Origin of the sequence: Paenibacillus sp. FSL H3-0333 (assembly GCF_038002805.1) — a bacterium.
GTDB classification, from domain to species: Bacteria; Bacillota; Bacilli; order Paenibacillales; family Paenibacillaceae; genus Paenibacillus_AQ; species Paenibacillus_AQ silagei.
On record NZ_JBBODG010000001.1, the window covers coordinates 7,139,426 to 7,153,052 of the forward strand.

At 53.6% G+C, this 13,627-nt stretch carries 7 protein-coding genes; 2 read left to right on the forward strand and 5 right to left on the reverse strand.

Features of this window, described 5'->3' with window-relative positions:
* Nucleotides 1-838: 838 nt before the first annotated feature.
* From gltB to MHH78_RS31225, 3 genes are all read right to left on the reverse strand, one after another.
* Nucleotides 839-5,434, reverse strand: a complete 4,596-nt coding sequence (gene gltB / locus MHH78_RS31215) for a glutamate synthase large subunit (protein ID WP_341169976.1) — start codon at nt 5,432-5,434, stop codon at nt 839-841.
* Nucleotides 5,435-5,809: 375 nt separating this feature from the next.
* A complete protein-coding gene (locus MHH78_RS31220; RefSeq protein WP_341169977.1) occupies nt 5,810-8,164 on the reverse strand; it encodes a YhgE/Pip domain-containing protein in 2,355 nt (784 codons plus the stop codon).
* 246 nt (nt 8,165-8,410) lie between these two features.
* Nucleotides 8,411-8,986 carry a TetR/AcrR family transcriptional regulator gene (locus MHH78_RS31225; RefSeq protein ID WP_076081070.1) on the reverse strand — a complete coding sequence of 192 codons (576 nt, stop codon included), beginning with the start codon at nt 8,984-8,986 and terminating at the stop codon, nt 8,411-8,413.
* A 300-nt stretch (nt 8,987-9,286) separates the two neighbouring features.
* Here MHH78_RS31225 and MHH78_RS31230 point away from each other — a divergent pair, with 300 nt between their 5' ends.
* Entirely contained in the window at nt 9,287-10,483 is a 1,197-nt protein-coding gene (locus MHH78_RS31230) for a UDP-N-acetylglucosamine--LPS N-acetylglucosamine transferase (RefSeq protein ID WP_036723158.1), read from the forward strand.
* A gap of 186 nt (nt 10,484-10,669) precedes the next feature.
* On the opposite strand, the gene MHH78_RS31235 is transcribed toward MHH78_RS31230, so the two are convergent.
* Nucleotides 10,670-11,572, reverse strand: a complete 903-nt coding sequence (locus tag MHH78_RS31235) for a cell wall hydrolase (protein ID WP_076081067.1) — start codon at nt 11,570-11,572, stop codon at nt 10,670-10,672.
* 83 nt (nt 11,573-11,655) lie between these two features.
* On the reverse strand, nt 11,656-12,261 hold the full coding sequence (gene thpR, locus MHH78_RS31240) for an RNA 2',3'-cyclic phosphodiesterase (protein WP_036723156.1): 606 nt from the start codon (nt 12,259-12,261) through the stop codon (nt 11,656-11,658).
* Between the two features lie 90 nt (nt 12,262-12,351).
* Here thpR and MHH78_RS31245 point away from each other — a divergent pair, with 90 nt between their 5' ends.
* Entirely contained in the window at nt 12,352-13,308 is a 957-nt protein-coding gene (locus tag MHH78_RS31245) for a D-2-hydroxyacid dehydrogenase (protein ID WP_341169978.1), read from the forward strand.
* Nucleotides 13,309-13,627: the final 319 nt, after the last annotated feature.

The following is a 13,627-nucleotide window of genomic DNA, read 5'->3' on the forward strand; positions in this document are numbered from 1 at the left end:
GAAAGGTTTGGACTTCCCCTCCGTTACTTACACTTTATTGTTATATCCAAAACCCGTTTCAACCATTTATATATTTTACCACACCTTTCCTTTTCCCTGAAATTAGGGAAGATATGCAGGGAAAGGAATTATCCTACCGGCTGAACAGGATAGCACAATGCATGCTGTTTTTCGCATACATTCGGGCCATGCGCCTGCGTGCGAGCACAATAATCGGCCAGCGTGGGGCGCGAGGGCGGTATGTAATCGGAAAACCGATTACATTGGGCCAGCGCGGGGCGTATGGGAGGAATGTAATCGAAAAACCGATTACAATGGACCAGCGCGGGGCGTATGAGCGAAATGTAATCGAAAAATCGATTACATTGGGCCAGCGCGGGGCGGATGGGAAGAATGTAATCGAAAAATCGATTACAATGGACCAGCACGGGGCGCGAGGGCGGAATGTAATCGAAAAACCGATTACATTGGGCCAGCACGGGGCGTATGAGCGAAATGTAATCGAAAAACCGATTACAATGAACCAGCACGGGCCCCGTGTACCGAATGTGTACTGTTTTTCGCATACATTTGCTCCGTCCACCTTCGCGTCAGCACAATGTATGCTGTTTTTCGCATACATTTACCCCGTTCACCCTCGCGCCAGCATCTTGTGGATAAATGAAGGAGCATTTCTCCTCCACAATTCTATACATACTTTATCACCATCAGACGAGACCCTAATTTCCTGTAAGAAAAACATAAGAGGCTACCTCTTCCATATGGGAAAGAGGTAGCCTCTTGAATTGACAATGCGCTCCGTCAATGCTGAAGCACATCACTTATGAAGTGTAAAATCTTAACCGCCAACACGCGCAAGCTCACGCATATTCGCTTCAAAAGCAGCCATCAGTGCAGCTTCACCGGTCAAACCGCTGCTCTCCACCTTGCGGATCTGCTCCAGCATCCGTTTGTAATCCTTCGGAATGACACGGGCAAATCTCGGCAGGGCCTCATCCCATGAATCCAGAATTGCCCGGCCCGCATTACTGTCTGTATGCTGGGTATGGCGGCTGATCATAGCATGCAGTTCAGCGATTTCGTCCGCTTCCTCTACACGCTCCAGCAGCACCATCTCCAGGTTACAGCGTTTGATGAAGGTGTTGTCAGGGTCGTATACATAAGCGATACCGCCCGACATCCCTGCTGCAAAGTTACGGCCTGTTGTACCCAGTACAACCACACGGCCGCCGGTCATGTATTCGCAGCCGTGGTCGCCCACGCCTTCAACGACTACATTCGCCCCGGAGTTGCGGACGGCGAACCGTTCACCGGCAATACCGCTCACATAAGCTTCGCCGCCGGTTGCTCCGTACAGCGCCGTATTTCCGATGATGATATTCTCTTCTGCCGCGAAGGTAGCCTTGCGCGAAGGCCGGATAATCAGCTTGCCTCCGGACAGCCCTTTGCCGACATAGTCATTCGAGTCGCCTTCAACGGTAATAGTGATGCCCTTCGGCACGAAGGCGCCCAGACTCTGTCCCGCAGATCCGGTAAAGTGCAGCCGGATCGTATCGTCCGGCAATCCGGCTGCGCCGTATTTGCGCGTCAGCTCACTGCCGAGAATCGTACCCACGGCACGGTTCACGTTCGTGATCGGCAGGGAAGCTTCCACTGCCGTGCCGGATTCCAGCGCCGGTGCAGCAATATCCAGCAGATGGGTCATATCCAGGGTCTCTTCCAGACCGTGGTTCTGGAACTTGCTGCGGAAGCGTGTGCTTCCTTCCGGCATAGCCGGAATGTGCAGCAGGCTGCTCAGATCAACGCCCTTCTTCTTCCAGTGTGTGGATGCCTTAACCGCATCCAGGCAATCGGTACGGCCGACCATCTCTTCAATTGTCCGGAAGCCCAGCTCTGCCATAATCTCGCGCAGATCCTGTGCCACGAAGGTCATGAAGTTCACCACATGCTGCGGATCACCCATGAAGTTCTTGCGAAGCTCAGGGTTCTGGGTAGCTACGCCCACCGGACAGGTGTCCATCTGGCATACACGCATCATGATACAGCCTACGGCTACCAGAGGTGCAGTAGCGAAGCCGTATTCTTCAGCACCCAGCAGAACGGCTACCGCGAGATCGCGCCCGCTGAGCATCTTGCCGTCTGTCTCCAGCACGACACGGTCGCGCAGATTGTTCAGCATCAGCGTCTGGTGGGTCTCCGCCAGGCCAAGCTCCCAAGGCAGTCCGGCATGACGGATGGAGTTCATCGGCGAAGCGCCGGTACCGCCGTCGTAACCGCTGATCAGGATAATATCAGCGCGGCCCTTCGCCACACCTGCGGCAATGGTGCCTACGCCAACCTCAGAGACGAGCTTCACGTTAATGCTGGCACGCGGATTGGCATTCTTCAGATCATAGATCAACTCTGCCAGATCCTCAATCGAATAGATATCGTGATGCGGCGGCGGCGAGATCAGTCCCACGCCTGCCGTTGAACCGCGGACCTCCGCAACCCAAGGGTATACCTTGCGGCCCGGAAGCTGTCCGCCTTCACCCGGCTTGGCGCCCTGCGCCATCTTGATCTGAATCTCGTCGGCGTTCACCAGATAGTTGGAGGTAACGCCGAACCGTCCCGAAGCCACCTGCTTGATCGCACTGCGGCGGGAATCGCCGTTAGCGTCCGTAAGGAAGCGCGCCGGATCTTCTCCCCCTTCCCCGGTGTTGCTCTTGCCGCCGATACGGTTCATGGCAATAGCCAGCGTCTCATGTGCTTCCTTGCTGATCGAGCCGAAGGACATGGCACCGGTCTTGAAGCGTTTCATGATCGATTCAGCCGATTCCACCTCATCCAGCGATACCGGAGCACCTACGCTCTTGAACTGCAGCATCGAGCGCAGCGTCTGGTGCTTCTCGCTTTCGCCCTGAACGAGCGCTGCATACTTCTTATACATCTCATAATCACCGCTGCGCACGGAGTGCTGAAGCAGATGAATGGTCTGCGGGTTGAACAGATGCTCTTCCCCGTCGCTGCGCCACTGGTATTCACCGCCGGAATCCAGCACCATATCGTTGCCGTCTTTGTCGGTGAAGGCGCGGTTATGGCTGGCAAGTGCTTCTTGAGCCACTTCCTCCAGGCCAATTCCGCCGATACGCGAAGGTGTCCAAGTGAAGTAACGGTCTACGAACTCCGAATTCAGCCCGACCGCTTCAAAAATCTGTGCCCCCCGATAGGACTGAATCGTGGAGATTCCCATTTTGGACAGAATTTTGACCACGCTCTTCGTAGCTGCCTTGATATAGTTCTTCACAGCCTTCTCATGCGAGATTCCGCGGAGCAGGCCTTGGCTGATCATGTCATCGAGACTCTCGAAGGCCAGGTAAGGATTGACCGCACTTACACCATAACCCAGCAGAAGCGCATAATGATGAACTTCACGCGGTTCGCCGGATTCCAGCAGGATGCTGACCTTGGTACGGGTTCCCGAGCGGATCAGATGGTGATGCAGGCTGGAGACTGCCAGGAGCGCCGGAATTGCCGCATTCTCGCGGTCTACACCCCGGTCGGACAGAATAAGAATATTATGGCCCTTGCCCATGACGCGGTCTGCCGCCTCATTCATCCGGTCAAGCGCGATTCGCAGCCCCTCTGCCCCCAGCTCGGCCGGGAAGAGAATCGGAATGGACATCGACTTGAAGCCCGCACGGCGGACATGACGGATTTTGGCGAAATCCTCGTTCGAGAGAATTGGAGAATCCAGCGAGATCTGCCGGCAGCTCTCCGGTTCTGCCTTCAGCAGGTTGCGTTCAGGTCCGATCGTAGTCGCTGTGGACGTTACCAGTTCTTCACGGATGGCGTCAATCGGCGGGTTGGTGACCTGGGCAAACATCTGCTTGAAGTAATTGTACAGGCGCTGCGGACGGTCAGACAGTACGGCCAGCGGCGAATCGTAACCCATGGAGCCGACAGCTTCGGCGCCTGTGGAGGCCATAGGCTCCAGCACCTTGCGCAGATCCTCGAAGGTATAGCCGAAGGACTGCTGCAGCTGCTGCACATTATCATGCTTCGGATTCGGCAGCTCCGGTGCATCCGGGAGCTGATCGAGACCAATCAGATGCTCATCCAGCCACTCTTGATAAGGCTGCTCGGAGGCGATCTCGGCTTTGACCTCTTCGTCCGAGATAATCCGGCCCTGCTTCGTATCCACGAGCAGCATGCGGCCAGGTCTCAGCCGGTCTTTGTATAGAACATCTTCTGCCGGAATGTCGAGGACACCCGCTTCAGAGGAGAGAATAATCAGATCATCTTTGGTGACATAGTAACGCGCAGGACGCAGGCCGTTACGGTCGAGGATGGCCCCGATCTGTACACCGTCGGTAAAGCCCATTGCGGCAGGCCCGTCCCACGGTTCCATCAGGGTGCTGTGGTATTCATAGAAGGCTTTCTTCTTCTCGTCCATGCTGTCATGATTGCTCCAAGGCTCAGGAACCATCATCATCGCCACATGGGGCAGGGAGCGTCCGCTCAGGTAGAGGAATTCAAAGGTATTATCGAACATGGCCGTATCGGAGCCGTCCGGATTCACCACCGGCTTAACTTTGCTGATGTCTTCTCCGAACTTCTCGCTCTTGAACAGCGACTGGCGGGCATGCATCCAGTTCACATTGCCGCGAAGGGTGTTAATTTCACCGTTGTGGATCATGAAGCGGTAAGGGTGGGCACGTTCCCAGCTCGGGAAGGTGTTGGTGCTGAAGCGGGAGTGGACCAGCGCAATCGCTGATTCCAGCGTCTCTTCCTGGAGGTCCAAATAGAATTGTCCTACCTGTACGGTAGTGAGCATGCCTTTGTATACAATCTTCTTGCAGGAAAGACTCGGCACATAGAAGGATTCGCCCTCTTCTGCCCCGCCGTAGCGGATCGCCAGCTCTGCCCGTTTGCGGATCACATACAGCTTGCGTTCGAAGGACAGGTCATCCTTGATTCCCTCCGAGCGGCCGATAAATACCTGGCGTACATAAGGCTTAGCAGCCTTGGCCGTCTTGCCGAGCATTTCGTCAAAGGTCGGGACATCGCGGTAACCGAGTACCTGCTGACCCTCTTCCGCGATAATCTCGCTCAGGAGCGCCTCGTGGCGGGCGCGGATCTCCTCGTTATGAGACAGAAAGATCATGCCCACGCCATAATGGCCCGGCTCCGGAAGCTCAAAGCCCAGCTTCGCAGCTTCGCCGGCAAAGAAACGGTGGGGAATCTGCAGCATAATGCCGGCTCCGTCTCCAGAGTTCGGCTCGCTTCCCTGGCCTCCCCGATGCTCCATATTGAAGAGCATAGTCAGTGCATTACTGACAATATCATGGGACGGCTTGCCTTTTATATGCGCGACAAATCCCATGCCGCAAGCGTCTTTTTCGAACTGGGGATCATAAAGGCCCTGTTTGCCGGGCAGTTCAGTGTGTCTCATCACATGCAACCTCTCTATTATAAAGTAGACGGAATTCCAGGAAAATTTTTCAGCGGAAAATCTTAATAATTATTCAGGCAGAATTGGTGTTATTATTTTATCATCGAGCTGACATGAGCGCAATTTAAACTTTTTTATGAGCTTGATTAACATTTGCTTTTGCATTGCAGCTTTAGCGAATAAAAGCGTAAAAAAACTGTCGAATGTATAATTATGCATAAATGACGAATAAGCGCTTATGCACTGAAAGCGTTTCAATCATTTTCCCGGCCTGAAAACGGCACTTCCTTTAGCTATTTATATTTATGAATAAACCAAAAGCGCCCCGTAAAGGGGCGCTTTTGGTTCGTATGTTTTACAAAGAATGTTGTTGCTTTATACAGTCAAAACTTGTTCACTTTTCAGTACTGCTTCATTGCCGCGGTCACGGGTCATGAAGTAGGTGAAGGTAAGGGCCAGGAAGATTATCCCATAAGCGCCAAGCGTTCCTGCATCGGCCCACATGGAGCCGAAGTCTCCCGTAGAGATTACTGCCTTGAAGCCTTTGACACTGTAAGTCATCGGCAGCAGCGGATTGAAGATCTTCATCCAGTTAGGAATCAGCTCCAGCGGGAAGGTTCCTGCGCTTGTAGTCAACTGGAAGATCAGAATCAGAATGACTACGAAGCGGCCAGGCTGATCCAACCAAGTAACAATCGCTTGAATCATCCACATGAAGGCCAGGCTGGTAATGAACGAGAAGGCGTAGAACAAGGGTACATTCTGTACTTCAAGTCCCAGACCATACAAGACAATCAGGACAGCCAGCAGAGCCTGAAGCACACTCATCATGGAGAATGTAAGTGTACGGCTCATGAACCGGTTGAACCGGCTGGCGCCAATGACTTCGGAGTCACGCATAGGGATAACAATCGTACAGATCAGAGCACCTACGAACAATCCGAGGGACAGGAAGTAAGGAGCGAATCCTGTGCCGTAGTTAGGCACCTTGTTAACCTTCACTTCTTCGATCTGTACCGGCTGGGCGAACATCGATACCAGTCCATCGGTCTTATTCACCGATTTGGTCTGTGAAGCCGCATCGCCCAGCTTGCTTGCCAGCTCACCGGAGCCTGTCTTCAGCTCATCCAGGCCATCCTTCAGCTGCCCCGCTCCGTCACTCAGCTTCTTCGAGCCATCGGCTACCGAGCTGAGACCAGTGCCCAGCTTGCCTGCTCCAGCCAGCAGCTTCGTGGTGCCGGCTTCCAGCGCCTTGCCGCCGTCTGCCAGCTTCACGCCGCCCGCTGCTGCGATGTCCAGCTTCGCGCCGAACTGCTTCATGCCTGCGGCAAGCTTCGCGCCGCCGTTCTCCAGTGCGCCTGCTCCGGCTGCCAGCTGATTCTGGCCATCCAGCAGCTGTGTGCTGCCTGCGTAGAGCTTCTGCGCTCCCTCATGCAGCTGACCCACACCTGCATCCAGCTGCTGTGAACCGCTGTGCAGCTGATTCGCTCCCTGCAGCAGCTGCTCCTGGCCGCTGTTCAGGGCCGCAGCTCCGTCAAGGAGCTGCTGCTGGCCCTGGTCCAGCTGCGCCGCGCCCGCAGCTACTGCTGCGCTTGCTGCCACCAGCTTCTGCACCTCAGGGCTTGCTGCCAGCTGAGGATTCGACTTCGCCAGCGCCTGCAGACCGTCAGACACAGCCTTAGCTCCGGCTGCTGTCTTGGCACTTCCGTCCTTCGAAGCCGTAAGTCCGGCTTCAAGCTTCGCACTGCCCTCGGCGGAGGATGATAATCCGGCCGCTAGCTTCGCGCTGCCATCCACAACTGCCTTCGTGCCTGTCTGCAGCTTCTCGGTGCCGACGACAGCCGACTGTGTTCCAGCCTGTAGCGAAGCTGTTCCGGCTGCCGTCTTCTGCAGCCCGGCATTCAGCTGCTTGCTGCCCGCTGCCGACTGCGTCACGCCATCCTGCAGCTGCTTATGCGCTGCGGATAACTGCTGCAGTCCTCCGGCCAGCGTGCTGCTGCCGGTTTTGAGTGCGGCCGCTCCGTTATTCAGATCACTCACACCCTGCGTAAGCGGCGCTACACCATCCAGCAGCTTGCCGGTGCCTTCGGTGAGGACAACCAGATTGTCCTTCAGCTTCAGCGCGCCGTCATCCAGCTTGGTGGCGCCGTCTGCGATCTTGGTCGCACCGTCTCCGGCTTCGCCCAGACCGTCTGCGATTTTGGTGATTTTATCAAACACAGAACTGGTATAAGCTTCCGTAATCTTGGCGGATACCTTGCTCTTGATATCCTTCACTGCCGTGCCGCCAATCTGGCCTGCCAGGAAGTTGTAGCCTTCATTCGGCTCGTAGATGATCTTGGCCGGCTGCGGATCTGCATCCAGCAGTGTAGTTGCCTTGGCCGAGAAGTCTTCCGGAACCACAATCGCCATATAATAGGTATTGTCCGCAAGCCCGGCTTCCGCCTGCTCCCGGCTGACGAAATTCCACTTGAACCCGTCCGTCTTCTTCAGCTCCGTGACCAGATCTTCTCCGGCGGTCAGCTTGGTGCCTTCATAATCAGCACCCTTATCCTGATTGACAACCGCTACCGGAAGCTCGTTCATTTTACCGTAAGGGTCCCAGAATGCTTTCAGGAACAATCCGCTGTACAGAACAGGAATAAATAGAATGGCGAACATGGAAATACGCATCTTGGGATTCTTGAATACCGCGCCAAGATCCTTCATAAACACGGATAAAGATTTCATTCTGGTTCTCTCCTTATGATCATATGCTCTCTCTTGAAAATACGATGTCTTGCTGTGAAATGATAGTTTCGTGAATATTACAGTAACACCGGATGACTGTTTTCCCCATTTGGTCATTCAAAGGCAAAAAAAATGGGTCTATCCTGTTCAGTACGATCCAACTCAGCACCATCCGCCTCAGCCCATCAATTCCAATCAGGGAAAGCGCAGCAATGCGAGACGCCATCCCTATACCGGACTTAACTTCTACTGTGACAACCCCTCTGCCAAAAACAGATGAAAGTAATACTTGATCTGTTCTTTGGTCAACGGCACATGTACCTTGCTCAGTTCAGCAGTAAGCGCGATATATAACCTGAACATTACCACCGACACAATCTGGGGATCGCAGGGTTTGATTTCCCCTTGACGAATGGCCTGCTCCACCTCCCGTTCCAGATATTCAAGCACCACACTCTCGATCTTGTCGAGTCCTTCACCAGCCTGCGGCGTTCCGAAGTCCAGACTCTCCTGGGAGAGCTTGATGAATAGCTCGTGTTCGCTCCGAAATTCCAGCAGGGCATCCAGCACACGGTGCAGATTATCAAAAAATGGCTTATCGCGCCTAATCTCCCGCTCGGCGATCATTTTCATCTCGAGGATGACATCCCGCAGGATTTCATCAAATAACTGTTCCTTGTTCGTAAAAAAGGTGTAAATCGTCCCTTTGCCGACATTGGCAATCTTGGCGACCTGGTCCATCGTTGTTGCCTTATATCCGAATAATGAAAAAGACTTCGTCGCCGCCTGCAGCACCTGCTGCCTTCGATCTACCACAGCCATTCATACACTCCCTTTCCTGAAGGATCGTCTGCCACTTCCGTTTTGACCATTTTACTAATCCGGTCACTCGGTCAAGACCAACTTTACCACTTTGCCTATGCCTTTGCAATACTTTTGCTAAATTTTTTTATTTTATTGCAGTGTTTTAACTTTCTATTTACGTCTTATTTGTATAATGTGAGAAAAGAAGCAAAATCCCTAGTATAATATTAGGAGAAGCATGTACGCGGTAACCGCAGACGGAATACTAATGAAGCTATCTAACAAACCTATCTATAATGGAAAGTTGCAGGTGAACTTATGCGAAAGAAAAGAGTACTGCTGTTTTCGGAAGGCTTCGGCACGGGCCATACAGGGGCAGCCTATGCTCTGGCTGAAGGAATACGACTGCTGAATCCCGATGTTCAGTGCCGGGTCTTCGAGCTCGGAAAATTCCTGAATCCTACGGTCGCTCCTTGGATTCTTTCCGCTTACCGCAAAACTGTCAGCAGCCAGCCGAAGCTGGTCGGCATGATGTATAAGACCCAATATCATAAATCACTGAACCGGTTGACCAAGCTGGCCCTTCACCGGATTTTTTATACCCATGCCTCTCAGGTCATTGAACAGCTGCGGCCGGATCTGATTATCTGCACGCATCCGATTCCCGCTGCGGTCATCTCCAGGCTGAAGCACCAGGGTCTTGATGTACCGTTCTATACGCTGATTACAGATTATGATGCCCACGGCAGCTGGGTAAATGCGGAAGCCAATAGATATCTGGTATCGACCTCAAGGGTCAAATCCATTCTTACGGGGCGCGGCGTCCCCTCCGAGCTGGTGACGGTGACCGGGATTCCCGTGCATCCGAAATTCTGGGAGTCCCAGGGTAAGACTAAGCTGCGCAAAGAGCTGGGGCTTGCCGACATCCCGACTGCGCTTATTATGGGCGGCGGCTGGGGCCTGATGTTCGGCAAGGATATTATGAACTCGCTCACCGCCCGGATCAATGAGATCCAGCTTATCTTCTGTATGGGCAGCAACGACAAGGCTATAGCCAAAATGCAGGCCAACCCCCTGCTGAACCATCCCAATGTAAGGATTCTCGGTTACAGCAGCGAGATCAACAAGCTGATGGATGCCTCGGATCTGCTGATCACGAAGCCTGGCGGAATGACCTGCACTGAAGGTCAGGCCAAAGGCATTCCGATGCTGTTCTATAACGCCATCCCCGGCCAGGAAGAGAAGAACAGCCAGTATTTCGTCGAGCTGGGTCTAGCCGAGATGCTTAATCCGGGCGTCGTGGACAAATGGTTCTCCATGCTGCTAAGCGAATATGCCGGATTCGGGGGACCGCAGAAGCGCAAGGCCTCTCCGGACCTCCAGCAGCCGCAGCACTGCGCCGCCACCATTCTTAAGATGCTGGGCAAGCCAGCTGCGGAAGCGGTCTTCTCCGAGGCGTGGAGCGCCCCTCCGCCCAAAGTACGGAGCGAAGAAGCCGTCTATGTCACACCTTAAGCGGGTTACCCTACCCGAACCGCAAAGAGCCTCCAATCCAACGTTAAGCTTGGATTTGGAGGCTCTTTTTGTACGGAGCTGACAAGACAGAGAAGCCGGCGATATCCTCAAGTTGGCTGCAGCTGCCGTTAAGACCATATGGCCGTAATAATATAGACGTATGGCGTCTGAAGTGTAGCGGGTCTTTTATTTATAAAAGGTATGATTGCCGATGGTCTTGGCGAATGTCCGTGAATGATGCACGGTCAGATCCTGTGCCAGCGTCAGCGACAGGAAGAAATAGGTATCATCCGTAACCTCTTTGACCCCCATAAGCGCTGCATTCACAGCCTTAATGCTATCCGCATTTGGCTTCACGCGTTTAAGACGCCCGTTGGCCACAGGACTGAACTGCCTTTTCTGATAAATAACTTCTCTAATAGTGTCGGGATAATTGGCTGACCGCAGCCGGTTTAGAACAACGTTGGCAACTGCCACCTTGCCCTTGTACGGTTCGCCTTCTGCCTCTGCCATGACGATTTTTTGCAGCAGATGCAGGTCTTCTCCGGATACGGCGTAGCTCCAGGTAGCTTCAGCTTGCTGCTCCTTGGGTAGTAGCTTGGTCCGGGAGAAGAACAATGTTGCGGGGGGATGTTGCTGAGTTACAGCCTTGCTTGATTTCACACTCTTCGTCCCCGTTGCCGCGATCTTGGGCGCTTGCGCCACTGGCGGCGATGCTTTCACCACAGTTACCTTAGGCTTAGTCAGAATGGAAGCCGGCTTAGCCGCAACCTTGTGCTGCAGCTTCTCGGGACTCAACCATCCTGCACTCACCGTGCGGGTCCAGGTATGGACCGGTTTGGCAGCTGTGGTGTAGAGCATGGGTGTACTAATTTCGGCTGAATGGCTTGTCCTGTGCAGGACGGATGCGGCTTGCGGAATAAGCTGCTCTACCGATTGATGGCTTGCAGACTTCAGCTTACCCATTTCTATTACATTCTCCCCGGTAGCAGCAGTTCCTTCGGGGTTCATCAAACTTATCGCTGAGAAAGACACTAGGATTACACCAACCAGCAGCGCAATATAGCGGCTCTGTTTGAAAATCAACATGTTTTACCTCCTATTTTACGGCACATTCCTATTGTATGTAACCGAAAATGGAAGCTTTGAAAACTTTCTTGTCGATTTTATATTCAGAAAAATGTAAATTTTTCAGTCATTTCATACATAGGAATGGCATGCATCCTGGTAGCATACACCACAAAACCCTCTACCGTCCAGCCTATGTCTGGAAGTAATTCGCCCGGGGGCTGATTCTTTATCCGTAAATTTTCCAGCTGCTCCAGCGTAAACGGATCTTCTCCTCGGTATTTGCGGGCTACTGTCAAATGGGGATTGTACGTTCGCATCTCTGGGGTGTAGCCTAGGGGAAGGGTCGCTGAAACTACCTTTTGCTGCAGCTCCTTCAGCGGCTCCAATTCGCCGGAAATCCCGGCCCAGAGCACTCTTGGCGAGTCTGGAAGACCGAAGGTGCCCCATTCGCCGAGCTTCAGCTGAAAGCCTTTACTTGAACGCGCAACCTTCCGGAGTGCCTCATAGAGAGGTGGAATATTTTCCCTGGGGGTATCTCCAAGAAATTGAAGCGTAATATGGAAATCTTTGAAATGTGTCCATCTGGCAAATTTAAGTCCGGACGACACACGGGCAGACTCATTCTTCAGATATTCAAGCAGCGTATCAGGCAGCGGCACCGCAACGAACAGGCGCTCCACTTCTTGCTCCGGGTCCAAATGGCTCATGCGAATTTCACCTTTCCAGACAGATTTGTTATGCTTATCTATACTTATCGTCTATTTCTCTACTGAAATGTAGAACAGGAGGGAACCATCATGACTAAATCCATCGTTTGTATGCAGCAGCTGTCCTCTGCTCAACAGGAGCTGATCCGCGCCGCTGCACCAGAGTACACCCTTACCCTTGGAGATTCCAGGAACCCTGATCTGGAGCTGCTCTCCGGCGCAGAGATTATTATCGGCTGGGGCAAAGGCATCCGGGACACCGTGCTGCGCCAGGGCTCACCGCTCCGCTGGGTACAAGCCTGGTCCGCCGGAGTAGAGAAGCTTCCGCTGGATGCCCTGAAGGAACGCGAAATTCAGCTGACGAACGCCAGCGGCGTGCATGCGCAGCCGATTACTGCTGTCATCCTAAGCTTCATGCTAATGTTCACGCGGAATATGCACACGGCTATCCGTAACCAGCAGAACCGCCGCTGGCACTCGGACGGGCAGGAGAGCGAGCTGACCGGCAAGACAATCGTCATCGCCGGAACTGGCGCGATCGGCAGCGAGACCGCCAGAATCGCCAAAGCCTTCCGGATGAAGACGGTCGGTGTCAGCCGCTCCGGGCGACCGGTGGACGGCTTCGACCAGATCTTCACCACCGGGGAGCTGAAGAACGCCGTCCGCGAGGCGGACTTCGTGGTCAACACGCTGCCGCTCACCGACGAAACGCGCGGGCTGTTCGATGCTGAGGTCTTCTCCGCCTGCAAGCAGGGGGCATATTATATTAATATCGGCCGTGGAGTGACCACGCATACGGATGACCTGATCGCTGCACTGAACAGCGGCCAGCTGGCCGGTGCGGGCCTCGATGTCTTCGAGACCGAGCCGCTGCCGGAGGACCACCCGCTCTGGGGCATGGAGCAGGTCATCATCACCCCTCACTGTGCCGGGGTAACCGACCGCTATGCCGACCGGGTGGTCGACATCTTCGTGGAGAACATGAAGGCCTACCTGGAATCCGGCAAGCCTTCGCGCAACCTGGTGGATTATAGCCGCCAGTATTAGGGGGCCATCAGCATCACCCACATGTCGCATACATGCTCAGCTCGTTAAACTCTTTTAACTAATTTCAGCAATTCAGTTCATTCAGTGATTCACGAATTCACGCATAATAAAGAGCCTCTGCTGAACTAAGCAGAGGCTCTTTATTTACTTCCATCCCTAAATAGATTGAACTTGAAATTACCACAACTAGATGAGAGTAACGGAGGGGATATTTGGAACTGTAGGAGCGGCAGCGTCCGCCTTTGTTCCCGGATTTCAACCGCTACTGCGGTTCAATCCAAGAAATCCGGGAACAACAGCGGCCGTAAGACCAAATATC

What these genes read in the sequence shown, in the direction of transcription:
- gltB (WP_341169976.1), bottom strand. Translation starts at nt 5,434, where the DNA reads ATGAGACACACTGAACTGCCCGGCAAACAGGGCCTTTATGATCCCCAG.
- MHH78_RS31245 (WP_341169978.1), top strand. Translation starts at nt 12,352, where the DNA reads ATGACTAAATCCATCGTTTGTATGCAGCAGCTGTCCTCTGCTCAACAG.
- MHH78_RS31225 (WP_076081070.1), bottom strand. Translation starts at nt 8,986, where the DNA reads ATGGCTGTGGTAGATCGAAGGCAGCAGGTGCTGCAGGCGGCGACGAAG.
- thpR (WP_036723156.1), bottom strand. Translation starts at nt 12,261, where the DNA reads ATGAGCCATTTGGACCCGGAGCAAGAAGTGGAGCGCCTGTTCGTTGCG.
- MHH78_RS31220 (WP_341169977.1), bottom strand. Translation starts at nt 8,164, where the DNA reads ATGAAATCTTTATCCGTGTTTATGAAGGATCTTGGCGCGGTATTCAAG.
- MHH78_RS31230 (WP_036723158.1), top strand. Translation starts at nt 9,287, where the DNA reads ATGCGAAAGAAAAGAGTACTGCTGTTTTCGGAAGGCTTCGGCACGGGC.
- MHH78_RS31235 (WP_076081067.1), bottom strand. Translation starts at nt 11,572, where the DNA reads ATGTTGATTTTCAAACAGAGCCGCTATATTGCGCTGCTGGTTGGTGTA.